At 27.5% G+C, this 26,195-nt stretch carries 18 protein-coding genes; 5 read left to right on the top strand and 13 right to left on the bottom strand.

Annotation, left to right across the window (positions count from 1 at the left end; genetic code table 4):
- Window positions 1–51: 51 nt before the first annotated feature.
- The 11 genes from JXZ91_RS03610 to uvrB all read right to left on the bottom strand — a co-directional run bounded on the left by JXZ91_RS03610 (window position 52) and on the right by uvrB (window position 18,639).
- Complete coding sequence (locus JXZ91_RS03610; RefSeq protein ID WP_205851192.1) at window positions 52–4,212, bottom strand: lipoprotein 17-related variable surface protein; 4,161 nt, start codon at window positions 4,210–4,212, stop codon at window positions 52–54.
- Between the two features lie 147 nt (window positions 4,213–4,359).
- Window positions 4,360–5,172 (bottom strand): hypothetical protein, encoded by an 813-nt coding sequence (locus tag JXZ91_RS01160; protein WP_205851191.1) that lies wholly within the window; start codon window positions 5,170–5,172, stop codon window positions 4,360–4,362.
- A gap of 2 nt (window positions 5,173–5,174) precedes the next feature.
- Complete coding sequence (locus JXZ91_RS03605; RefSeq protein WP_205851190.1) at window positions 5,175–6,662, bottom strand: hypothetical protein; 1,488 nt, start codon at window positions 6,660–6,662, stop codon at window positions 5,175–5,177.
- Between the two features lie 10 nt (window positions 6,663–6,672).
- The gene (locus JXZ91_RS01150) at window positions 6,673–7,425 is read right to left on the bottom strand and encodes a phosphotransferase (RefSeq protein WP_277395144.1); all 753 of its coding nucleotides are present in this window, start codon (window positions 7,423–7,425) and stop codon (window positions 6,673–6,675) included.
- Between the two features lie 9 nt (window positions 7,426–7,434).
- Complete coding sequence (locus JXZ91_RS01145; RefSeq protein WP_241006149.1) at window positions 7,435–9,405, bottom strand: DNA topoisomerase subunit B; 1,971 nt, start codon at window positions 9,403–9,405, stop codon at window positions 7,435–7,437.
- Between the two features lie 135 nt (window positions 9,406–9,540).
- A complete protein-coding gene (locus tag JXZ91_RS01140; protein WP_205851189.1) occupies window positions 9,541–10,206 on the bottom strand; it encodes a LemA family protein in 666 nt (221 codons plus the stop codon).
- 32 nt (window positions 10,207–10,238) lie between these two features.
- Complete coding sequence (locus tag JXZ91_RS01135) at window positions 10,239–12,113, bottom strand: hypothetical protein (protein ID WP_205851188.1); 1,875 nt, start codon at window positions 12,111–12,113, stop codon at window positions 10,239–10,241.
- A gap of 34 nt (window positions 12,114–12,147) precedes the next feature.
- The gene (locus tag JXZ91_RS01130; RefSeq protein ID WP_205851187.1) at window positions 12,148–13,395 is read right to left on the bottom strand and encodes a hypothetical protein; all 1,248 of its coding nucleotides are present in this window, start codon (window positions 13,393–13,395) and stop codon (window positions 12,148–12,150) included.
- A 30-nt stretch (window positions 13,396–13,425) separates the two neighbouring features.
- Window positions 13,426–15,081, bottom strand: coding sequence for a ribonuclease J (locus JXZ91_RS03600; RefSeq protein WP_205851186.1), 1,656 nt, complete (start codon window positions 15,079–15,081; stop codon window positions 13,426–13,428).
- Window positions 15,082–15,291: 210 nt separating this feature from the next.
- The gene (locus tag JXZ91_RS01120) at window positions 15,292–16,599 is read right to left on the bottom strand and encodes an MnuA family membrane nuclease (protein ID WP_205851185.1); all 1,308 of its coding nucleotides are present in this window, start codon (window positions 16,597–16,599) and stop codon (window positions 15,292–15,294) included.
- 69 nt (window positions 16,600–16,668) lie between these two features.
- Window positions 16,669–18,639 (bottom strand): excinuclease ABC subunit UvrB, encoded by a 1,971-nt coding sequence (uvrB, locus tag JXZ91_RS01115; protein WP_205851184.1) that lies wholly within the window; start codon window positions 18,637–18,639, stop codon window positions 16,669–16,671.
- A 74-nt stretch (window positions 18,640–18,713) separates the two neighbouring features.
- Between uvrB and JXZ91_RS01110 the strand changes: the two genes are divergently transcribed.
- The gene (locus JXZ91_RS01110) at window positions 18,714–19,514 is read left to right on the top strand and encodes a leucine-rich repeat domain-containing protein (RefSeq protein ID WP_205851183.1); all 801 of its coding nucleotides are present in this window, start codon (window positions 18,714–18,716) and stop codon (window positions 19,512–19,514) included.
- Between the two features lie 48 nt (window positions 19,515–19,562).
- Here the strand turns inward: JXZ91_RS01110 and JXZ91_RS01105 are convergent, their stop codons facing one another.
- The gene (locus tag JXZ91_RS01105; RefSeq protein WP_205851182.1) at window positions 19,563–19,859 is read right to left on the bottom strand and encodes a virulence protein; all 297 of its coding nucleotides are present in this window, start codon (window positions 19,857–19,859) and stop codon (window positions 19,563–19,565) included.
- A 166-nt stretch (window positions 19,860–20,025) separates the two neighbouring features.
- Window positions 20,026–22,947, bottom strand: coding sequence for an SMC hinge domain-related protein (locus JXZ91_RS01100; protein WP_205851181.1), 2,922 nt, complete (start codon window positions 22,945–22,947; stop codon window positions 20,026–20,028).
- A gap of 324 nt (window positions 22,948–23,271) precedes the next feature.
- On the opposite strand from JXZ91_RS01100, the gene JXZ91_RS01095 reads away from it, so the two are divergent.
- The 4 genes from JXZ91_RS01095 to JXZ91_RS01080 all read left to right on the top strand — a co-directional run.
- Window positions 23,272–23,796, top strand: coding sequence for a hypothetical protein (locus tag JXZ91_RS01095; RefSeq protein WP_205851180.1), 525 nt, complete (start codon window positions 23,272–23,274; stop codon window positions 23,794–23,796).
- 47 nt (window positions 23,797–23,843) lie between these two features.
- Complete coding sequence (gene glyA, locus JXZ91_RS01090; RefSeq protein WP_205851179.1) at window positions 23,844–25,100, top strand: serine hydroxymethyltransferase; 1,257 nt, start codon at window positions 23,844–23,846, stop codon at window positions 25,098–25,100.
- An 11-nt stretch (window positions 25,101–25,111) separates the two neighbouring features.
- Window positions 25,112–25,405 (top strand): hypothetical protein, encoded by a 294-nt coding sequence (locus JXZ91_RS01085; protein WP_205851178.1) that lies wholly within the window; start codon window positions 25,112–25,114, stop codon window positions 25,403–25,405.
- Window positions 25,405–26,195 (top strand): DAK2 domain-containing protein (locus JXZ91_RS01080; RefSeq protein WP_205851177.1); only part of this gene is annotated, 791 nt, incomplete at its 3' end. The genes JXZ91_RS01085 and JXZ91_RS01080, both read left to right, overlap by 1 nt.

Below are 26,195 nucleotides of genomic sequence, written 5' to 3'. Positions count from 1 at the left end.
TTATGGACAAAAAAATAGACTTTCGCATATTGAAAGCCTATTTTTAAAATATTATTCTTTATCCATATCTTTGTATAAATAACCTTTTTGCAATAATTTAGCAATTAAAACAATGTTCTTTTGATTGTGGTATTTGTTATCTGTTTTTTCAGGGTTAGCAATAAATGCTAAGATCGAATCATCTGTTCATTTTTTGAAGTTTCTGAAATCTAAATGTCTTGTGTCTTCATTTTTATCAGAATATCCTGCAAAAAAGTGTTTATCATATACGAATTTTAATCCTGATTTCTTAATTCCTAATTTAGATCAGTTAGCTTCACCTAATTTTGCAATTTGTGCCACTACATCAGCATCAGCCTCAGTATTAAGTAGCTTGTCATAAGCTTTATCCATACCTTTAGAAATAAAGTTTTCTGGATATAGACCAGTTCAGTATGCAGAGAGAAAACCGCCACCATTTGGTCAGAATTGACTTAAATCTCCTGAACCAGCAGCTAATAATGCTAAAGAAGAATAAATTCTATTAGCTGCTTTGTAGCTACTCAATTTTTTAATTGTTTTAATATCTAGTTGAGTTCCTTTGGTTTTTATTAATTCACTAACTTCTTTAAAAAATGCTCTAACTGCGGGTTCGTAAATTGCTGCTAATAAACTATCTACACTAGCTAATGATAATAAATCTAAACCACTACCAACATTAAATGTTATTTGCAGTTTTTGTGATTTAGCTTGTGCTGTTTGTCTAGCTACATAATTATTTTTTTGAATATCAACTATGTTTTCTTGTGCTAAGGTTTTAAATCTATTAGCAAATAATATTGAATATATTCCGCCATCTAAACTAAATTTTGAAACTTCAAAAATATAGTTAATCATTTTAACATATGCATTTGAATCCATTTTACTAAATATAGTTTGTAGGCTATTTCTATGTTTGCTTAAAACGTTTGGTAAATATATTTCTGTTGGTTTTTCGTCTGTGGTAGCAAACTTAATTAAACCTAAAATTAAGGTGTTTTGTAACTCTAAAGCAATGTCTTCATTATCAACATTAATTTCTTTTAATTGGTTAAATGTATTATTTACAATTGTGTTAAATAAGGTGCTTTCTTGAATAACTGATTTTAAAAATGAATCAACAAAGTTCTTAATTGTATCTGGGTTACTTTTGATTACTTCTAAATTATATTTATCAGGATTGTTTTTTCACATAGTAGTTATTAGAATATCTAATTGTTTAGCTAATCCTGCTTCAGCATCATTAAACATTGCTTTTATGAATCCAGTAATTGAGTTTTTAACTGGATCTATTTGAGGAGAAACAGCAATTATTTTAACTATGTCTAATACATTCTTTGCAGATGATAAATCAACATTAGTATTAAATACTAAATCTAGTACTGAATTAATTATTGATCTTAGTGAAGGTTCACTAATTGTTTTTTTAATTCAATCAGTTACTGCTTTTTGATCTTTTTCATCGATTGATTTTAATAATTCTTTGAAAAGAGGAGATTTTTCAATTTCTTTAGTAATTATTGATTGTTGGTTTAAATAATCTAGTGTATTATTAAAAAGTTTTTTAATTAATTCATAGTTATCTTTAATATTTTGGTTATTACGCACTAATGAAACTAATTTAATAATATTTGTTTGATCATTAAAGATTGAAAGAGTATTGTTTTTAAATTCTTCTAAAAATGTTTTGAAAGCAAGATCGACATTAAAACTGCTTAATTCTGAAATCATTGAATTTGCAAAAATATTTGCTAGATTGAAATCATTTTCAATTGATAAAAATGCTTCTAAGAATGTATTAATTAATTTGGTTGTTTCTTCATCACTAATAGTATTAAATATTGGTTTAATAGCATCAATTTTATTAATATAAGCTTTAGTTGAGCTTACAAGTATTTGTTTAGTTTCTATATCACTTAATAGTTCTCTAAATATTTCTGAAAATGCTTTTTGAAGTTCACCGTTTTTAGGTTGATTTTTAAATAAAAATCTAATTAGTTTATCAAATGAATCAATTGTTAGAAATTCAGGGTCCGCTGAATTAATTTTTCCATTATCTAAAAAGCTATTTAAAGCTGATTTAATAAATTCAGGTAATTTATCCGAACTAAAAATTTTGTTTAAAAGAATTGTTTGTGATTCTTTTGAAACATAATCTTCAGCTCCAGGAATTGATTCAATAGATTTTTTAATTAAATCTTTAATATTTTGATTTTTCAAAATGTTTTTCGAAAGCTTTGTAATAAGGTCAAGTAGTGGTGCTTTAAAATCTGTTGCAAAATCACTTGAAACGAATTCCTTAACTAAATTTAATAAGTTTTCTTTTTTGAAAAATGTTTGATCTATAGCCTTTAGTAAATATTCTGAACGAAGTTTTTTAGCTCCTGGTTTTCCATCTTTATCTCAGTCGTTTTCAGCTATTAATTCTTGAAACTTATCTAATTGTTTAGTAATGTAGTTTGATCTTTTAATCCATAGAATTAATTTATCAGCTGCTGTTGGATTATCTGTAAAAAAACTTAAAATATCACTATTAGGATCATATTCTTTCACTATTCCTAAAGTTGTTGATTTTTTTAATAAAGATAAAAATATTTCTTTAATTTGTTTATCAGGAAAACTTTCTAGTCTTCTTGAAATATTGTTGGGTTTTAGTTTATCTTTAACATTTTTAAATACTTCATCTTCTTCTTTGATTTTTGCAATATTATCTTCCTTAGAAGCGCCTAATTGTGCTTTATAGAAAGCATCTAAATTTTGTGCCTTTAATTCAATAATTTGTTTATTTCCAGATGAAGTTGGTTCTTCAATGTAATTTTTTGATCATCCTAAATTTTTTAGTGTATCTTCTTCAACGGAACTTGCAGTCAATTTAATAAATGCATCCATAGCCATTTTCTTGTAGCCGTGAACTGTTGGATGTATGTCGAAAATAATTGAAGATAATAAACTTTGGTTTTCTTCTCAGTATGGTGCATCAAATAAGTCAACAAAATGAATATTTTTGCCCACTTTTTCTTTCGATTGTTTAATAGAACTTGTTAAAGGATCCATGATTAATTTTAAGGCGTCGCTGCCACCGTTTGGTAATTTAATACCTCCTGGAATATTTTCAGCAATAGCACTAATTATTCTTAGGAAAGGTGCTGGATAATTAAATAAAACTACATTTACGTTTGAATTAATTTCAGTGATTTTATTTAATAGATTTACTAATCTATCTTGAATTTCGTTTTGACTTAATTCAATAAATTTTGTATAAAATTCAATTAGTTTTTGTACGTCAACATTAGATCCTTTTTGTAATTCTTTCAAAACTTGATCAAAATTTGCTGCTTCTAGCACAGAACTAAAAAACCTTAAAAAGTCATTAGCCCCTAATGTAATGGTCAATAAATTAGCAGCTTTAATTTCATTTATTAAAGCTTCTTTAAATTTATCTTTACCACCAAATTTAGTATAGTTACCATCAAAAGTATGTTGATAGATACCATCTTGTTTTTTGAATACATCTGGTTTTTTAGATTCATATTGAACATCTAAAAGATCTAGTCATTCCATAATGGTTGAATTAGAAGTAGCAAGGTTAGAAAAACTCTCTACTCTATTTGAATCATCCTGGTTTAAGTAATGAGCTAAATAAACTGGTAATGACATTCCTTCAAGTTTGTTACCGTTTTTTTGACCTGGATAGTCTTTATCTAGTGCAGCTGTAAAACCTGCTGATATTGAATCTCCAATTGCAAGATATTTAACTTTCTCGTCTTTTGAAATTAATTTGTCAGATTTTTGAAATTCTAATTTTTTATTAGTTTTAGGTTCATCTGATTTTTTTTGAAACCCATCTATTGTGATGGTTTTTTCTATAGATATATCTTCATTAGATTTTGAAGTGATTTTAACTTTTAATTCCAATTTTCCTTCAGCATCATTCGCATTTTTGCTAATTATTGAAATTTTAAGGTTCTTATCATTATCAAAAGTTACATCATTATCATTAATTGTTGATGGTAGTTTATTGGCTTTGTTAACAATAATAACTTTTAATTTATTAGCATCTTCTGATAGTTTTTTCTTAGTTTTTTCTGTACCATTAATACAACTAATTGCCATTAAAGGCAAAATAGGAGTCATTAAAGCACTAGCAGCTAAAATTTTTACAAATTTAGCTTTTTTTACTGTTTTGACTAACATAATTTTTCCTCACTGTGTTTTTATAAACATAGCAAAATTATAATGAAAAACTAAAAATTTTGAGGTTTCTATAATTTTTGAAGTCGTTTTTCAAAATTTAGGGTTCAAAAATGCTCTTTTTTATTAGAAATAAAAAAAGGGGTACTATTAACCCTTCTTTGTTGGTTCTTTCGTACTAAATTCGCATTCAGCAACGAACTTTAATTTTTCAATTACACCGTTTTTTGTTGTTCCAAAAATGGAAATTTGAAATTTATTTGGTACAAATTCATGAGAATGTTGTATTTTTTTAATTTCTTCATGAATTTTTGAAAAAAATTCTTTTATTTCAAAACCTGAAACACCGTTTTTAAAATCAAAAAAATAAGCTTTATTGGTTTCTGAGTCTGTATAAAAATAGGAAATAGGTATTTTTGCACTGGCTATTTGTTGAACAAAATATTCAAAGCTAATAGTATTTTTTTCCTTCTTATTAAATTCATTAAATTGTTTTAAAATATCAATACTTAAAACTTCTTTGTTTTGAATATTTTCTTCTAACCCTCCAATGCGAGGTTCTACATCAAAGTATTGTGAAAGAGGATAACCAGTTTTATAAAAAGAATACTTAATTTCGGCATTAATACCAAAATTATGTTCTGGTTTTTTTGATAATTCAATTGACTTATCAAAATTATATAAATCTTTAGCTTCAATTTCTTTGTTAAGTTTTATATTATATTTCTTTTGATTTCCTGCTAAGGGTATTCGAATTAATGTAATATCATCTTTGCTATCTAGAATAGAATTAAATTTTTTAGTTTTTTTGATTGAAAAATATATAGCAGTTGCAGTAATGGCAACTAATGAACCTATTAAGCCGGTAAACATAAAAACTGATGAAACAATTTTGCGTTGTTTCTTTCTTTTTTCAGTTTTAGATTCAGGAGAAGTATTTTGTTCTTTAGCTTCTTTTTTCATATTTAAACCTGCTTTTCTTGGGTTGTTCTTTGCTCAAATAGTATTTCTTTAATTCTTTTTGCATCACTTTTTGCTCTTTGTGGATTTCCATTTAAAACCTTATTATATAAATATTCCGTAAAAAGTGAAATTATTTTATATTTATAAAAATCTTTTGGTTTGGTAATTCCATATGCTCTTCAAAAGAATTTTTCTAAAATGTTATTAACATGTAAGTTTTCAAACATTAAAGCTATATCTAAAAACCGACAGTTCTTGTATGCCACTGATCAGTCTATTATAAATATATTTTGATTTTCACCTCACATAATATTGTCAAGTGTTAAGTTATTATGACAGTTAGCATCAATTTTTAATTCTTTGACTCACTGGCAAACCTGATCAATAAAGTCTTTGGGTCCTATATCATTAAACAAATCTGATGAATTAATATTATCTAAATATCAATTTATTTTTTCTTCCAAGATATAACTTGGAAATTCAACTTTAGAATCGTGATAGGTTCTCATACACTTAGCTAGTATTTTTATTGTTCTAGAGTTTAATTCAAAATCACTTTTGTTACCCAGCCATTTTCAAATTATTTTATTTTCATCTTCATAAACATAAAATGGTACAAAATAAAAATCTTTAATATCACTAATCATTAGTCTGTTGTCAAATTGATTGTGGTTTTTATGAACAATATATTTATTGTCATAAAAGTTCTTACTTTTATATAAATTTAAGGTTTCAGGAACCCTGTTTTTATTGACTGTTAAATTACAATAATCCTTTTTATATTCTGCTTCTCTATATATATTAATTAGATATAAAAAGTCATGAAATTTTTGTTCCTCTAAATCAAAAAACTCAATTATCATGTTTTTATCGATACCTGTATATAAATATAAAGACACTAAATCAAAATACTTATTATTTAAGCTAGCATATTCAAAGTCAACCATTTTAACAAAACCATACTTGTTAATAATAATGTTATTCTTTTGAATATTATTATGGCTTAAAACTAATTCATCATCTTTGTATTTATGCAACAGTTCGTGATATTTTTTGTCACAAATTTTAAACTTATTTCAATTAAACTTTTTAACTTTTAAATTTAAAGATTGAAAGTTTTTTATGCAATTTAAAACTGAAAAAACAATTTTGTTTGTCAGTTTAATTTGAAATAAATCAACTCCTGGAAATCATTTTTTAATAATAATGCCATCTTTAACAAATAAATAGTCTTTAAAATTTTTAACAACTGTTTGTTCATTACTATAGTCACGCATGTGTCTATTTTTAGGAATTTTAATCTGAACTCAAACATTTTTATATTGAGCTATAAAATATAAATTATTAAATTGGTTGTAATAGAATCGTGCATTTTTTATTTCTTTGTTAATGTTCTCACCAAAAGTAGACGTTATTGCCTTGTACATTAGATCTAATTTATCATTGTTTTGTTTATCTTCAATACAATCTTGCTTATCATTTAAATACATTGGAAATTCTTTATTTTAATTTGTATGTTTTATCGTATTCTTTAATTCATTTATCCACTCTTTTGATATACATAGAATCATCAAAAGGTTTTTGTGGGTGTTTATTGATTCACAAAACTATTAGGGCATTAACAATTACTTTATGAGCCATTAAGAATTTAGGCTCATAATCGTCTCCATAAGCTTCTAAAAAGATTTCTTCTTGTTTTTTAGTTAGATTAGATGATTCAATAAAATATGCTAAATCAAAGTGAACGTCTCCCATTGTGGCATATTCTCAGTCTGTTAGATAAATGCTTTTTTCAGTCCTAATAAAATTATATAATCACAAATCATTATGTACAGGAGCAGAATTATCAATATGTTTTAAAAATGAATTAATTCGGTTGTAGTATTTATCCAAACCTGGGATTTTTCTTTTTAGCAATGCTATTTGTTCACGATAAACCTTAAATCGTCTAGCTATTTGATTTTCTTTATAAAATGGTAGTTTTGAGTTATGAAGAGTTATTAACATTTTGCCAATTTGCTTTAGATCTTCTTCTGAAACATTTTCATGATTTAAAGTTGTGCCTTCTATTCATTCATTAATAATTCTTGATTTATCTTCAAATATTGTTTTAGGTACGAACTTTAGTTTATTTAGCAACTCATTGGGTGTTCTATGATTAAATGAATCAAAGCTTTTTACTTTAATAAATTGATTATTTTCTTCGTCATAATAGGTTTTATTTGTAAAACCCTGATTTAAAATTAATTTCACTAATAATTCCTAAAAGTCAATGTTTGAAACATATTTAGCATTTTCTTCAATAAAATCATGTCTTGGAGCAACTTCTTCACCCATTAGAGTTGTAAATACTGTATCACATATTGCCATGTCATTAATTTGAACCTGTAACATTTTTCTTGTTTCAGGATTCATAGTAGTTTCTCATAATTGCTCAGCATCCATTTCACCAAGACCTTTGTAACGTTGAATTGAAATATTTTTTTTGTCTTCTAATTTTTCTAATATTTCATTCTTTTGAACATCATTATAAGCATATTCAACTATTTTACCTGAACTAATTTTATATAATGGTGGCATTGCTATATAAACAAGTCCGTATTCGATTAATGGTTTTAAATAACGATAGAAAAATGTTAATAATAATGTTGTTATATGGGCACCATCAACGTCAGCATCAGTCATGATAATTATCTTGTGATATTTAACTTTGTTTATATTAAGTTCCTCACCAATACCTGTACCTAAAGCATGAATAATTGTTTGAATTTCTTGGTTAGACAAGAATTTTGTACGGTCATTTTTTTCAGCATTAATAACTTTTCCACGCAATGGTAAAATTGCTTGTATACTACGGTTTCTTCCACCTTTGGCTGAACCTCCAGCTGAATTACCTTCGACTATAAATAGTTCTCTTAGTTCAGCATTTTTAGAAGAACAATCAGCTAATTTACCAGGTAACCCACTGAATTCAGCACCATCTTTTTTTCTCGAAGCTTCTTTAGCTGCATTGGCCGCTAATCTAGCACGTTGTGATTGTAAACACTTGTTAATAATATTTTTAGCTATTACTGGGTTTTCAGCTAAAAATCTTTCTAAAGTTTCTGAAACAACTTTATTAGTTGCAAATCTAGCATTACTTGAACCAAATTTTGCTTTTGTTTGACCATCAAAAACAGGATTACTATGCTTAACTGAAATAACTGCAATTAAACCTTCTTTAGAGTCATCTTTGCTTATCTTTTCACCTGCATTTTTAAATAATTTATTATCTTCGGCATATTTATTAAAAATTCTAACAATTGAATCATAGAAACCGTTTTCATGAGTTCCGCCCTCTGTGGTTTGAATATTGTTAGCATAAGAAATAACTGAAGATTGATATGCCTCATTATACTGAAATGCTACTTCAACAAATATATCTACTTTTTTAGGTGGTATATTATTAGCTATTTGATCTTCTGTTTGTTTTTCAGTATCACTTATTGAACCATGTGCATATATAACATCATTATTGATTAATCTTTTGCCCTTGTTTAATTCTCTAACATAATCAACAATTCCACCTTCAAAACAAAATGTTTTTTCAGTGCCTTTTATTAAATCAGATATTTTAAAACTTAAGCCCTTATTTAGATAGGCTACTTGTTTAATATGGTCATTTATAGTTCCAAAATCAAAGTCAATTTTATCCATAATTGTATAATCTGGATGAAACTTAATTCTGGTACCTGTTTCATTAGCTGGAACACTTCCAATAACTTTTAGATCTTCTAAGGGTTTTCCACCGTTTTCATATTTTTGATAATATTCTTGTCCATTACGTTTGATTCAAACTTCAAATGAATCACTAAGTGCATTAACAACAGCTGCACCTACACCATGTAGACCTCCACTAACTTTATAGTTGTTACCATCAAACTTTCCTCCAGCATGCAATACAGTTAAAATGGTTTCCACAGCTGATTTGTTTGTTGAAGGGTGAATATCTACTGGCATTCCTCTACCATTATCTTCAACTTCAATAAAGTTTCCTGGATGTAATGTAACACTAATTTTGTTAGCAAAACCTGCCATTGCTTCATCGACAGAGTTATCTAAAATTTCCCAAATTAAGTGATGAAGTCCTTTATAACCAGTTGAACCAATATACATACCTGGTCTTATACGAACAGGTTCTAAACCCTCTAAAACTTGTATATCACTTGCTTCATATTTCTTTTGTTCTGACATAATTTTCTCCTCGAATTGTGATTTATTTTGGATTTTATAATTATACCAAATTGTCATATTTATTAGCTTATTTATAAGCTAATGAAATTTTTATTTTGAATTAGGAAAATAAAAAATGCCAACTGGCATTTAGTATTATTTAAACATTGTTGACAATGAACTAGTATCAACGTCTTGTCTTTCAGTTTCAGAAGCTTGAAATAGTGGTTGGTTATATGCACCTATTTTTTTAGCTACAACATTTGTTCAGAATTGATAAATACTTGAATTAAATATTCTAACTATACCATTGTAGTGTCTTATTGTTGAATAAATTTCATCTTCTTGCAAGGCAATTTCAGTTTGAAATTGTAAAAAGCTGCGGTTTGCTTTTAGATCTGGGTATTGTTCAAATTGAACATTAATTCCTCTTTGAACAGTGTCTAAAGCGCTTGCCATTTTAATTGGATTTTCTTCTGTTTCTAAGTCATTAAGTTTTGAACGGTATTTAGTTATTTCTTTTAATGTCTTAGATTCAAAATTTGCATATCCAACTACAGCATCTAGTTGTTTTAATAGGATTGCTCTTCTTTTTTTCTCAGCTGCTTGAATTAATGAAGAAGCTTCTTGAATTCTATTCATTTGTGCTAATAAAAGGTTTTTTCTTTTAATAACAGCAATGAAAAAGAAACCAAGAGTAATTATGTATAGTAAAACATATAAAAATTTTTCTCCTCCAGTTACTGTTGGATGTTTAATTGAATTATCTACATCTGGTTTAAAGCCTTCCTTTTGTTGGGGTGTTCTTGAATCGAATAACATGTTTTTCCTCCATTTGGTTTTGCTATATTAAATTATAATAAATTAATAATATTTTCTAATTCTTTTGGTTCTAGATCATCATTTATAAAGATAAATAACCCATCATTATCAATCAAAATTTGAGAATCTTCCTTGATTACAGATTTAACATTTTTTATTTGTTTAATCAATTCTAAATACTTGGTCATTTCTTTAGGGTTTTGAGTCATATTCAAATTAAAATTAATAGACCAATCTTCTTCATTAGATAAAAATTCTTCTTTCATTAAAACCGATGTTTCAATATCGCTGTTATAAGACATGAATGCGCCTTGCGTCTTAGTATAATGTTTTGGCGAATAAACTATGAATTTAAGTTCTTCAAAATAGTTATATTTTGTATAAGGAACATTAACTATAACCCCTTCTTTAAAAACGCTATCTATTAAATTTTCAGCTCAATATGAAGACATTATTACTGGTAATACAATAGTGTCATTTAAATGATATACACCTTCAATTACATAGCGGTCATCTTTATCCACACTGTTGGTTTTTAATATTAATTTTGATCCAGCAACCGCTTTAGTTAAAACTCCATAATGACTTAAGACTCTGGTCTCATCAAATTTTTTGTCATCGATATATGTTGATAAATAACTTCCATATTGACTGAAATTTTCTGAAGCTATATTTTTATTCAAATATGCTTGAGTAATTGATTTGAAAATCGGATATAAATTTAAAATCATTATTTGAAGTAAAAAATTATAAATGCTTAATGGCTCAATGAATTGACTTGAATCAAAATATAATGACATTCAATTATGAGTAACATCATAAAATCTATAGTCCATTTCTATTCGACCACGAACATAATTTCTTGTAGTATATAAGTTCCTTGCAAACTTGAACATAGAATGTGTATTGCCATTAAAATACTTTGAAAACTCAACAAAATTTTCTTGAGTTTTTAGCTGAAAATAAGTCATAAATTTTATTTTTTCATTGAAATTAAAATTGAAGTGTTGATAAAACTCAGCATTTTCTAAAAGAAATTCACCTTTTTTTATTCTGTTGTTATATTCTTTTAAACTAAATTTATTAGAAATTGGGCTAAATGATAGCTCTGGTAAATAGTTTGTTGGTATATTAACAGATTGTTTAATATCAATAAATGGGGTAGGTTCTGAGTGATATGCCACAACAGCATGTGTTATTCAACCATCTTTTGTTTTAATTTGTTTGTATGCTGTACCTGAAGTTACAACTGGTCTTCATTCCTCAGTGCTATATACAACATCATAAAAAACCGAATTACGAATGTCATATTTTGATATTGAATAAAAAGAATAAAATTTGTCGTTTTGCTGAAACATATTTATTTCTTCATCATTAAATGATTTAATTTCATTAATTTCCATCGCCTTCAAAATTTTGTTTTTTCAATCAACAATCGAATTGTTACTAAAAATTTGCGATAAATTGTAAAAATTGTCATCAAGTTGATCTTTAATTTGTTGGCTTCTTTCATTTAAAAATTGATTAAATTCCTTAATTACTTTTCTGTTTTTAATAAAGAAACCTAAGAAGAATAAACCAACTATTAAGAAACAAAAAAACACAATAAAGCAGTTCGCTGCTCATTTTGCATTGATTTTTTTATCTTTTCTTTCTTTTTTTATTTCATTGATTAAATCATTAATTTTATCCTTGCTGGATTCAACTTTTTTTAAAGTGTCGCCATGTTTAGCTTCTATTTCATCATTTCAAACCTTATCAAGTGAAGGTTTAATTTTGCTAATTAAAGGTTCATAAATAGTGTGTACTTGGTCACTAAAGATCTTATCTCAATCCAATGGACGTTCTGAAATAACCTCAAAGCTTGTTTTTGATTGATTTTTCTTGATTTTCTTTTGGTTTTTCATAAATATTTACTTTCCTTAACAAAATGTCTATAAACTAAAATAGCTTTTCTTTATCTTCAATTATAGAAAATCTTTTTGATTCTTGAGGATTTTTGGCTTTCGTTGGCTCAGGTTGTTGATCTAATTGTACTTCTAAGTCTTCTTCTTCAAATTGCTCATCAAAACTTATATCTTCAATGTTATTATGATAGCTAAAAGAATTTACGTTTTGTACTTCAGAAGTGTTTAGTTTTGAAGATGCAATTGAAATATCTTCTTTTGAAGGGGTATTAAGTTTATTTTGAAAATTGGACTCTTCTTCAATATTTATAAATTCATTTGTTACTTTATAATTAGCAACTGGGTTTTGTTCATCCTTATTGAAATAACTTTTATTTTCCTTCATTTCTGTTTTAAGAGCAGCTTCAAATTCTTGAGTACTAAAGTCTGGTTCATCTATAATGATTCTTTTATTTAGCTCTTGTTGATGTTGCTGCTCTTTCTGTTGATTTAGAGCAATTTCAGAGCTGTCTATTTTAATTTCTTCCTTTAAGTTGGCGTTTTTGTTTATATTTAGTTGTTTATCTAAATTAGCATTTATATTTTTTTGCAAATGGTCTTTTGATTCAGCTTTGTTTGTTTTATTTTTTATTCTGAATATTTTTTTAAATCTCTTATCACTTACAAAAAGAGTAGCAAATGCCAAGCAAAATAAAATTATTGGAAATATATAAGAAGTTACCATTCCAGCTGTTTTTCCTGGAAAAGCAAACAGTACATAAAATAAACTAAATATTGAGCCTGGAGTTCATTTGTTAGGTAATAAAACTACATTTTCAGGTGCTGCTTTACTTTCCTTGAAATCAAGGTATCATTTGGACATGATTTTAGATAAGGCATCTCTAAATGTAAAAGTATCTGGTTTATATTTGGTGTAATAAATTGAAGTGCCTAATAAAATTAAAGTTACTATTATGATACTAATACGTCACAAACTAAAATGAAAAACACCCACTGAATAGGTATTCTTCATTTTGAATATTTTTTTAAGTGCTAGTAATAATAATAGTGCATATATAACTATCGAAAACATACCAAAAAACATACCAAAAGTATAAGAGTGCATTGTTGTCAATCCTCTTACATTTAAAAAAGAAATCACAATGAAAAAAACCAAAGCAAAACTAACTATTGTTCATATAAATGCCTTATCTTTTAAGAAAAAATAAAACTTTGTTTTCTTGGTTTTTAAGATTTCTGGTTTTGGAACAGAGTTTTCTTGTGTGTTGATGTTTTCTTTCATGTGTTGCCCTATTTAACTTTTTAAATTATATTATATCTCATACAATGTTATAACAAACATCGGTTCTTTACTTAAAACCTTATAAACTTTTCTTTTCATACTTTTACGCAATTTTTCTTGAATAGCTTTTAAATCAAGTGCTTTTGTTGTTTCATCTTTAAATTCTTTATAAAACAAATCATTAACGATTTTAGTAATAGTTTCTTTATTATCTTTAGTAATAATTCCATAAGATGTGATGTGTAATTCTCCAAGAGGTTTTTTGGTTTTATAATCAATTAAGGAACTAAGAGCTATGATGCCATCTCTGGCTAAAGTTTCTCTTTCATTAATTACTTCTTGAGAAATATCTCCAATACCAAAGCCGTCAATTATTGTATCTCCAATACCTTTAATTGATTTTTTTTGTGACACTAATTCATTGTTTACAAATTCAGCAATTCTGCCATTTTGTAAAACTATACAATTATTAAAATTCATTCCAGCATCTCTGGCAATGTGTGATGCAACTACTAGGTATCTATATAACCCTTGAATAGGAATAAAATATTTAGGTTTAAGTGCTTTTATAATGCTATATATATCCTCTTTAGCTGGGTTACATGAATAATATTGATCCGAGCCCAGTTCAATTAGATTTGAAGTATTACGTGCAATTTCATCAAGTGTCAGTGCATAATTAACTTCTAGACCATTTACTGGTGGAGCTATAACAATTACTGCATCATCTTTTTTTAGTTTTAAATAAACATCATTATTAGAAGCTATTCTTATAAATCTTAAATATAATCTTTCAATAGCACCAGTAACTAAAATCACAGCATTTTTTGTTTCATTAGCTAAGCGATAATCAATAAATTCTGGTAATTGCAACTCTGGGTTTATTTTGATTACTAAATTGATTAATTGTGAATAATTACGTCCATATGTAATAACGGGGCGATTATATCTTTTAGCAAGTACTAAAATTTCATGTGCTGTGATCATATCTTCATCATATAAACCAACAATAATTCTTTTATTCATTGCTGTTTCTTTAAATTTATATTCTATTTTTTTTGAAATTCAAAGCTTGTCTATACTTTTGCCTGGATAGTTTGAATGACCTGAATCTAGTATTAATAATTGAACTTTTTTACCATTATTTATAATTGATTGAATTTTTTTAATATCCATTTTGCCATATGGCCCTAAATCGCCATCCACAAAATTGGTCATAAAAATTATATTTCCTTCACTGTATTCAAAATTTAGACCTATTTGACCTGGTAAACCACCCGCTACGTCAAAAGGACTAATAATTATGTCATTTAATTTTAAGGGTGATTTAAGTGTTTTAACTTCATAGTTTCTGGTTTCAATATTATATTTTGAAATTCTATCTAATAAAACAATTCTATTAAAAGGACTAGTGTATATTTTAAGTCCGGGAATTTTCATTAGTAATCAAGGAACAGCTGAAAAAGATTCATTTTTAACATCTGTTATAAATAAACCTACAATGTCTTTTTTTCGTCTTTCTAAAAATTCATAATTACATATTAAAGTATCAATACCATTATGTGAATTTATTGGCACTTTTGTACCTGAATTAATTACATATAATTTTTCATTGATCTCTAAAACATAGGCATTTTTACCGTTTTCGTCTAATCCGCCTAATGCAAAAAAATTAATTTTATTCATATTTCTCCTTTGAGCCTTTAATTTATTATTTTTAAATGAAATTTTGTGTTTTTGTTAATAACAATTTTAGCAATTTTTAACTTCTTTTATTGAATATAACTAAAAAGGTGTCTTTTTAAGGCAAATAAAGTGTTTTGGTAATTAATTTATAACTATCAAAAAATTAAAAGGAATGTCATTAGCTAACATTCCTCTAATTAAATCATAAGTTTAGTCTATAACAATTTCAGACCCTAAATATGTGTGGTCACTTAATACACTTGGCTTACTTATTTTAGTGCCTTTTGGAATAGCAATTCCTTGCTCTTCAAATTTTTGAATGTAATAAGAATCTGTTATTGTTTTTCAAATATCAAAAATAAATGGGTTAGAAATTTTGAATTCAGTTTTATAGATTAATTTGTCATAAGGTTGAGAATATTTACCAGGCTTAGTGCTTAATGAAGTTTTATGTTCATCTCTATCTTCAAAAATAAATTTATATCTGTTACCCATAGATTCAAAAGCAATTTTTTGTTTACCTTTCTTGATGTTAGTGTCACCACCAAAAAATATATTACTTTGCTGCCCATCTATTGAATCGAAATAATCCAATACATCTACTAATTTCTTTGATTCTCGATATTCATATATTCCTATTCCTGTTTCTTTATACGTTCCTTCACCTTTTTTGGCTCCAGGGCTATCAAAATGAGAAAATACAAAAGTCATTTTTTTGGCTGGTTTTAAATTATATTTAAATTTAACACCATAAGGAGGTCTAGAATATTGTGCATCTTTTTCCTTAATACCATCATCAAATGTTTTTTGTCAACTATAGCCAATTTCACCATTATCAAATGCCTCTGGAGCTACTTTTTGAGTATTATAAATAATAGCTACATATTCAGCAGAACTTGGATTAAATTTATCTCCCTTTAGTTTTTTTGAAATTACATATGAATATTTATTCGAACTACCGTCATATAAGTTTAGATATTTAGTCATTTCCTGAACACCGAATTTGTGACCAACCTCTGTTAAGCCTAAAATATCAAATTTTTCTAAAAATGTAAGTAAAGCCAATCTTTTGGTTTTTGCTTCTTGTTTAGTTTTATCTCCTGTAAATTTTAGGACATTTCAATGACCTCATTTTAAGGTGTGCTTTTTTTCGTCTTTAACTTCAGTAATACGTTCTTTAAACTTTTTATACTCTTCGTCTATTTGTTTTAGAATTTCTTCAGAATCTTCATTTTCTATTTTTTCTTTAAATATAACTAATTGAGCCTGAAACTCTTCAATTAATTTTTTTCATTCTTCATTGTTTTGGTTTTTTAGTTCTTCTAATTCAACTAATATTTGGTCTAATTTTTGTTTAATTTCTTTAGTTTTATCTTCCGCTTTTTTAGATGAATCGGTATCATCTTTTTCTTCAGTTTTTAGTTCAACCTGTTTGGTGTCCTTGTAACAACTAACTGTAATAGCTGGTACAATTGGAACTGCCAAAGAAGCTAGTAGTAGTATTTTTGATTTGTTCATACACATATATGATAAATGTTTTTTTATTATTATTTACAAAATAATTATAAAAACAATAACAAGTTTTTTTTAGTCAATATCGATATTGTTTTCTCTTAAATAAGTTTGTATTTCAATAGCTCTATCAAAGTTTCTATTTCTAGCGGCTTCATCCATTTCTCTAATTAATTGTTTAATATATTTGCGGTTATGAGTTTTAGATTCATTTCCAATATCTTCAATTTTAAAATTTAAAGCTACATCTTGAATTATTTTGGGAATGGGTTTAATTATGGTTTGTGGAACTATATTATGTTCTAAATTATATTTTTGCTGAATGCTTCGTTTTAGTAGGTTATCATCAATTGTTTCTTTCATTGATTTAGTCATTTCGTTTGCAAAAAAGATAACTCTACCATGATCATTTCTAGCGGCACGTCCAACAATTTGGACCAACGAGCGCTTATCTCTAGATAAGCCAGTTATATCAGCATCTAAGACTAAAATTAAGCTGACTTCTGGTAAATCAATACCTTCTCGCAACAAGTTTATCCCAATTACAACATCATATTTTCCAAGTCTTAGGCCATTTAAAATATTATTTCTTTCAAATACTTTAAATTCGTTGTGTATATATGCTGACTTGAATTTTTTTTCTTTTAGATAATATGCTAATTCTTCAGCGTTCTTTTTAGTATGTGTAAGAATTAATGTTCTTTCGTTTTTTGAAATTTGTTCTTTTAATAAGTCATGAATAACGTTAATTTGATTTGCTTTAGGTTTGATTTCTATTATTGGATCTAATAAACCTGTTGGTCTTATGAATTGAGTAATTAATTCGCCTTCAGCATTAGAGATTTCTTCATCTCCGGGAGTTGCTGACAAATACACTCTAGGTAAGTCAATTTGTTGATATTCGCTATATTTTAATGGTCTATTATCTAAAGCGGAAGGTAATCTAAAACCATATTGAACTAGCGTTTCTTTTCTTGATCTGTCGCCTTCATACATTCCTTTTAACTGTGGCAACATTAAATGACTTTCATCAATATAAATAACTGTATCTTCATGCAAATAATCAAAAAGTGTATAAGGTTTTTGACCTGCTTTTCTTCCGTCCATATATCTTGAATAATTTTCCATGCCATTGGTATAACCAAATTCTCGAATTGAATCTAAATCGTTTCTAGTTCTATCTTCAATTCTTTGAGCTTCCACATACTTTTCATTTTGTTTAAAATAAGAAACTCTTTCTTCCATTTCTTTTTCTATTTCATTACAAATCTGATCCATATTGTCCATATTAATTAAGTAGGTTGTGGAAGGAAAAATTGTTAGTTCTTTTACTTGTTCTACTTCATCTTTTGTAATAGGATCAATGAAACTAATTTTAACTATTTCATCATCATATAATTCGATTTGAATGTGATAATCAAATTTATATCCAGGACTAATTGTAATAATATTGCCAAAAGAACTAAATTCACCTTGTTCTATTTGAGGGGCCAAACGCTTGTTTTCATAACGCAGTTTAATCAAGTTTCTCATTATTTCTTTTTTAGTAGTTTTTTGTCCTACACTAATTGGAAAGAAATGTTTACGATATTCTTTGGGATTGAATTCACCATAGATTGATGCCACACTGGCCACGACAATCGTGTCATATCTTGTACTTAATGCATTTACCGCTGACATTCTCATAGCTTCAATTTGCTTATTATTTTTGGATGTTTTTTCTACATATTGGTCCGAAGAAACTATATAAGCCTCAGGGCGATAATAATCAAAATAAGAAATAAAATATTCGACTCTGTTTTCTGGAAAAAGTTCTTTTAATTCCATATATAGTTGACTAGCTAAAGTTTTGTTATGACTTATGACTAAAGCAGGTCTATTTGTTTTTGCAATTACGTTTGCGAGAGTAAAAGTTTTTCCACTACCAGTTACACCTAATAAAACCTGGTGTTTTTTATTATTGATTATTCCTTCAGCAAGTTGATTAATTGCTTGTGGCTGGTCTCCTGAAGGTTGAAACTTAGAAACTAGTTTAAATTTTTTCATGGTTTAATTATAAACTACAGCACCAGAATTTTTAGAGCAGAAGCGGCCTTTTTGTGGTAAAATAACATGTAATTATGAAAAAATCAAACAAAATATTATTATCACTTATTGGGCTTTCAACACCTATTATTGCGGGTGTATCTTTAATTTCTTGTGGAAAAAAAGAAAAACTTAATGATTTTGCAAGAAGGTATCTAATAAGTAAAGAAAATACATTAATAAATTATGACAAAAGTACAAAAACTTTTGATCTTTCTAAAGAAGATATAAAATCTATTCCTGCGGCAGCTTTTTCATTTCAGTCTATTAATTTATTAAAATATCCTGAAATTAAAAATTTCTTAGAAAATGTAGAAAAAGTTATTTTACCGAATAATGTGGAAGTTATAGGTAAAGGTGCTTTTTTAGGATTAGGTATTAAAGAATTTGTTTTTAATACAACCTCAAGTAAACTAAAAACAATAGAACAAGAAGCATTCAAACAAAATAAGTTACAAAATTTAGTTTTACCTTCTTCTATTAAAGAAATACATGAAGAAGCTTTTTATGGTAACGAAATTAGTAATGTTAACCTTCCAGACCTAAAAGAATTAAAAAAATTAAGTATTGGTGTATTTGCCAAAAACAAATTAACAACAATTAATTTATCTAATATAAATGCTATTGAACCTTCAGCATTAGCTATGAATAGCTTTGTTGAATTAGAATTGCCTGCTAATTTAAATAATTGTTCACCAAAATTATTTTTCTTTAGCGGTGAAATGAAAAATGTTCAAAAAGTGAAATTAAAGGTTTTAAATGAAATACTTAAGAAAGAATTAAAAAATTCATTAACTTCTTCAAAAGAGCCTCTTTACTTTGAAATAATTGATTAAGCTAGAATTTTCTAGTTTTTTTATTTTAAAAAAATAGAGCAATGTGCCCTATTCTTCTCCAATTATATATTCAGTGAAATTTGACAAATCTTCCATCTTAAAAACGTGTAAAGATACTAAGGATTTTTTAAATCAAGAAATAGTTTTTATATGTTGCAAGGCTTTAGTTATTTGTAATAGATTATTGATTGAACGTGAAAAATAAAAGCTATTTGATAATCAATGAAACCCGTAATGCCTTAAAATATCTCTGACATCTTCATATGCTTGCTTGTAATTTTCATTACCTTTTCCATATTCTCTAATTAATATTTCTTTTCTTAAATAAAAAACTAGCCCGTACATAATTCTCCTTAATTTTTGAAATTTAATTGCGCTTATTATTATACCACAAAACGCACTTAAAATATTGCTATGGGACCTCATAACTGTAATTAATTGCCATAATTTAAGAGATAATTTAAAATTCAAACAAAAAATTGAGCGCTATAAACTCAATTTTTTTAAAAAATTAATCAATCAACTTTTGAGCTTCAGTTAAGTTAACACTAAAGAATGTGGTAACCCCTCTTTTTTGCATTGTTGCACCATATAGTTTATCAACTCTTTCCATTGTTCCTTGACGGTGTGTAATAACAATAAATTGTGTATTTTCTTTTAAACTTTGTAAGAATTCAGCAAAACGAATAACATTGGCTTCATCTAAAGCGGCTTCTACTTCGTCTAATATACATAGAGGTAATGGTTTTGCTTTAAGTAATGAGAATAATAGAGATATAGCTATAAGTGCTTTTTCTCCTCCTGAGAATAATTTTAAATTCTTGATTGATTTACCAGGAGGTTGCGCCATAACATCAATTCCACTATCTAATAAGTTTTCGGGATCGGTATATCTTATTTCAGCCATACCGCCACCGAACATTTTTGAGAATACGTATTTAAATTCGTTATTAGCTAAAGTGACTGTGTTACTTATTCTTTCAATAATAATTTTATCCATTTCGGCAATAACTTCTTCAATTGTTATTTTGGCATCAATTATGTCTTTTTCTTGTTTCTTAACTTCGTTATATCTATTCTCTGTTTCTTCTAGTTGAGCAATAGAGTCTAAATTAACGTGTCCCAAGTCCTTGATATCATTTTTTAAGTCATTTACAGCTCTTCTAGCTGTATCAAAATCAATTTCTGGATTATATAATTCTCTTGCTGTTTCAAATAACATATTATATTGTTCTGATAATCTTTGTTTAGCATAATTTATTGAAGTTTCTGCTCTAGATTTTTCAGCTATTTTTTGAGAGTTTTCCATAATTAAAGCATTTAATTCATTACTTGCTTCAGATTGTTTAAAGTTAGCTTCAGAATACTCTTTTTTAGCGGTTTGTAATAGTTCAGATTGTGAAGTTTTTTTGGCGTTTAGTTCACTTCTTTCTAAAGTTAATTTTTGAATTTTCAATGATATATCAACTGTTTCTAAATCCGCGATTTTTTCTTTAGATATATTTTCATATTGAACTCTTAATTCATCAAATTTTCTATAAGCTTCTTCAAGAGACATACTTTGTTTTGTTTTATCAAGACTCAAATTAGTATGTAAGCCTGATAATTCATTGATTTTTTGACTAATTTCATTTACTTCTTTTTCTTTTGCAGAAATAAACTCAATTAGTTCAGGTTTTTTAGATTCTAATTCTTTTATTCTTTCTTCAATATTTAGTATATTTGAACTTTCATTTTTTTGACCACCAGTTATTACACCACCAGATCTGATAATATCTCCTTCTAGAGTTACTACCATATACCTTTTTTCTAATAACTGTGATATTCTGTTTGCATTTTCAATATTATCAGCAACTAAAATGCTACCTAATAAAAATCCTTTTAAAATGTCAAATTCTTTTTCAACTTGAACTAATTCTGAAGCAACTCCCAAGAACCCTTTTTGAGTTTGGGCCACAACTATGTGTTGTTCTAAAATACGTTTAGGACTAATTGAAGCTAAAGGTATAAATGTTGCTCTACCACCACGATTTTGTTTTAAGAATTCAACTGCTTTAACTGCTGTTTCAGAATTATCAACAACAATGTGTTGTAGCGCGTTAGTTAAAGTTGTTTCAATTGCAAGTGCATAGCGAGAATCTACGTTTAATATCTCTGATACTAATCCCTTATATCCTTTAAATAAATGGGCATTTTCTACCACATGCTTTGTACCTTTTTGAAGATTAGTTTTAGAGTGTCTCATTTCTTGAATAACATCGAGTGTTGAATTTATTTTTTGTAGGTTTTGTCTTTTAATATCTAGCTCTCTTTTTAGATTGTTATTCTTTGCTGAAAGATCTTGAATTTCTTGAGATATTTCAGATATTTTTTGCTTTTGATCTTCAATGTATGTTTTAGAATATGCTATCTTAGTATTTAAAGTACTCAATTCTTCTTTTAGAGCTTGAATTTTTTGTTCGGTGGTAACTTTAATTTCTCCACTAATTAGCATTTCTCTTTGTTTTTCTTCACGAGCAGATCTAATTTCTAATTCAGATATTTCTGCTGTAATTTCGTCAATTCTTTGATTTAACTTAACTATTGATTGATCAAGGTTCAAAGTTGCGGCTTCTTTTTGTTTATAAAGATCTTGATACATCTTGATTTTAATCTCTAGTTCCTCTTTTTGTTGATTGTAAGCCAAACCTTCAGAATTAAGTTGTTCAAGTCTTTCTGAATATGACATAAAATCATGGACTAAAACTGAAACTTCAATTTCTTTTAGTTGTTCTGATTTTTGTTTATAAATAATTGCTTTTTCTGCTTGCTTTTGTAATGGTTTAATTTGTCTTTCAAGTTCTTGAACAATGGTACCTATTTGTTCCAAAGCAGCATCTGTTCTTTCAAGTTTTCGCATAGCTTCTTGTTTTTTAGAACGATACATTGAAGTCCCCGAAGCCTCTTCAAAAATTTCTCTTCTTCTTTCAGGAGTTGCTTCAGCAATATCTGAAATTGTACCTTGACCAATGATAGCTAATGATGATTTTGAAATACCACTTTGCATAGCTATTTCTTTGATATCTCTTTGTCTTGCCACTTCTCCATTGATGTAGTACTCGTTAGCGCCTTTACCGCGGTTTAGAACACGAGAAATTGTAAAATAGTCATGAGGTATGCTTACTGCTCTATCTCTATTATCAAATGTTAAAATTACTTCTGCCTTGTTCATTTCTTTTTCGGTTTTAGAACCCGCAAAAATAACGTCTTCCATGTTATCACCACGAAGAACTTTTGAACTAGTTTCACCTAAAACTCATCTTATGGCATCGTTGATATTAGACTTACCAGAACCGTTAGGACCTATTATGGCAACTACTCCACCATCAAACTTTAATGATACTTTATCAGCAAATGATTTAAACCCATGTGCCTCTACTTGTATTAGTTTCATTATTTTCCTTTCAAAATTAATACACAAATGCGTATCTATACATTATAAAAGAAAAATTCTTACCTACTAAAAAATAGGCTTTTTGTAACTTTTTTTGGCTTAAAATGGTCACTATTTTTAATAAATTTAATTTATCGATAAGTAAATTTGAATTGTTGGGTCTGTTTCAAGTTTTTTTATAACAAAATTTTCAAATATTAGTTTCAGATTTTAGTGCTTGTTTGATACTATTTACTAATAAAGACCTTCATATACATAAAAGGTTTTAAAATATGAAGGAATTTTGGTAAAATTTTAATTATTCTTATACTAATTGAGGTAAACATGTCAAATAATAAAAAATGAAGAAATAAAAAAATTAATTTAGCTAACTATCAAACTCTTAAAGTTGAAAAACAAAGAAGAAGTTTATCTGAAAATTGAAAAATTGCACTTACGGGGCTATTTTTAATTGCCTTTCCTTCATTTTTTGTCTTTTTACTTGTAGGAAGAGATGGCTGAATTATTACTTCAACAAGGAATTTATTAAACACATGAAGTGTTTTATTACCAATAGCAATTGGTATGGTTTTAATACAAATATCAGTTGTGGTATTATTAATTTTCAAATTTAAGGTCTTTAAAATTAATGCTTTAATTTTTCTTGTCCCGATTGCTGTAGCAATGAATTCTTTTATAGTTTCTTCGGGCACTGACAATTGAATATTAAGAGTTTTACCGGCCGTGGGATTAGCGTTCTTGGCAATACCACTTCTTTTACTAGTTAAACATATTGAAAAAAAGAAAAAAGACAAACTGGAAAAAGTAGTTCAAGAGGAAGAAAAAGCAAAAAGATCATTACTAGACTAAAAAATTTAGTTTAGTTTTTTATTTTAATAATTAGTTGAGGTAATATTATGTACAAAAAAATATCATTAGCAGACAAAGAAATAGAAACAATAATAAATAACGAAACAAAAAGACAAGAAGACCATATTGAACTAATTGCTTCTGAAAATTTTGTTTCAGAAGATGTACTAAAAGCAGCTGGGTCTTGTTTAACCAATAAATATGGCGAAGGATATCCAGACAAAAGATACTATGGTGGTTGCGAATATATCGACCAGATAGAAACTCTTGCACAAGAAAGAGCTAAGAAATTATTTAAAATGCAATATGCTAATGTACAGCCTTATTCGGGTTCTGTGGCAAATGCTGCCATTTATATGGCTTTATTAAAACCAGGTGACAAAGTTTTAGGCCTATCACTAGATTCGGGAGGACACTTAAGCCACGGATATAAAATTTCTTTTAGTGGTATTTTATATGAATCTCATTCATACACAATTACTTCAGAAGGTATACTAGATTTTAATGAAATTTTAAAAATTGCTAAAAAGATTAAACCTAAAATGATTATTTGTGGATATTCAGCTTATTCGCAAATTGTTGAGTTTGATAAATTTAAAGAAATTGCTGATGAAGTAGGTGCTTATTTATTTGCTGATATTTCACATATTTCTGGGTTGATTATTGCTGGATTACATCCTTCTCCAGCTGAATATGCTGACGTTGTTATGACTACAACTCATAAGACTTTAAGGGGTACCAGGGGCGCAATTATATTAACCAACAACGAAGAAATTGCTAAAAAGATTGATAGAGCTGTTTTTCCGGGTTATCAAGGTGGCGCTTTATTTCATCAAATAGCCGCTAAAGCTGTTTCCTTTTATGAAGCCTTACAACCAGAATTTATTGAATACCAAAAACAGTTGTTAAAAAACTCTAAAGTTTTCTGTCAAACATTTATGAATAAGGGTGCTAAAGTAATTTCGGGTTTAACAGCAAACCACTTATTTATGATTGACGTTAAAAGTTCATATAATTTGACAGGCAAAGAGGCTTCTGCTATTTTACAAGAATGTAATATTACAGTAAATAAAAACTCAATTCCAAATGACACCGAATCACCCATGATTTCAAGTGGAATTAGATTAGGCTCAGCCGCTATGACTTCACGTGGTTTTGGTGAAGATGAGTTTATTATTTTAGCTAATTTAATTGATAAATGTTTGCGTGACCCAAATAATGAAAACCTTAAAACAGTTATTAAAAAAGAAGTAGCAAAATTAACTTCAATGTTCCCAATTAAAAGAAGTTATATTAAAAATTAAGGGGCAAAATTATGAATAAAGAAATAGATAGCAAAATTAAAAACTGAATTTCTTCAATCGCTGGTGTAATTGATTTTGAAACCTTAGATGAAACTAATGAAATAAATACTCCTAATGATGGAATTGTGGTGTTAAAAAGTGAAAAACAAAAAAATGCAATTGATGTTTATATTGGTTTAATTACATTAGTAAGTATTAGTGCTAAAAATATTGTTGAAGAAATCTACCAAATTATTAATTACAATCTTAAACAGATTAACTGAAAAATTGGAAAATTATGTGTATATATTAAAGGAACAAAATAATGAAAAAAATTAATGGAAAAATTTGATTAGAAGCTGTCACTTCTGGTGCCTATAATCTTAAAAATAAACAAAATTCCATAAATGCTTTGAATGTTTTTCCTGTGCCAGATGGAGATACAGGGTCAAACATGGCATCTACAATTTTGTCTGTATTAACTGGAATTGATAAAGATAATACAAATATCTCAGAGGTTGCTTCTAAGATAGCTCAAAACATGTTATTTTCTGCCCGGGGAAACTCTGGTGTAATTTTAAGTCAAATTTTTAGGGGTTTTGCAGTAGGTTTCAATAATAAAGAAGAAATTAATTCTTATGATTTGGTTAAAGCTTTTCAGTCAGCTTCTAATTCTGCTTACAAGGCAGTTTTAAAGCCAATTGAAGGAACAATTTTAACTGTTATTAGAGAAACTTCAGAGGGTTTAATTGATAATGCACTAATAGATAGCGATATTGAAGACATTTTTACAATCGCTTTAAATTTAGCTAGAAAAAGTTGTGATAATACTCCTAACTTACTTAAAGTTTTAAAAGAAGTTGAGGTTACCGACTCGGGTGGTGAAGGATTATATGCTGTTCTAGAAGGAATGCTATCTTATTTCCAAGGGCAACCAATACAATTACTAAATGTTGAAGATGAAGTTAACAAATTTATATCTGATACTGAAGTTTTTGAAGGAGAATTTGGTTATTGTACTGAATTTATTTTAGAACTCAAAAAGCCTAAAAAATTTAATAAAGACCTTTTGGTTAACAAATTAGAAAGAATTGGAAGTTCAATGGTTGTTGTTCA

The sequence above is a fragment of the Mycoplasma enhydrae genome (assembly GCF_017116825.1).
In the GTDB taxonomy this organism is placed as follows: domain Bacteria; phylum Bacillota_I; class Bacilli_A; order Mycoplasmatales; family Metamycoplasmataceae; genus Metamycoplasma; species Metamycoplasma enhydrae.
This window is presented reverse-complemented; position numbering and strand designations above follow the sequence as displayed.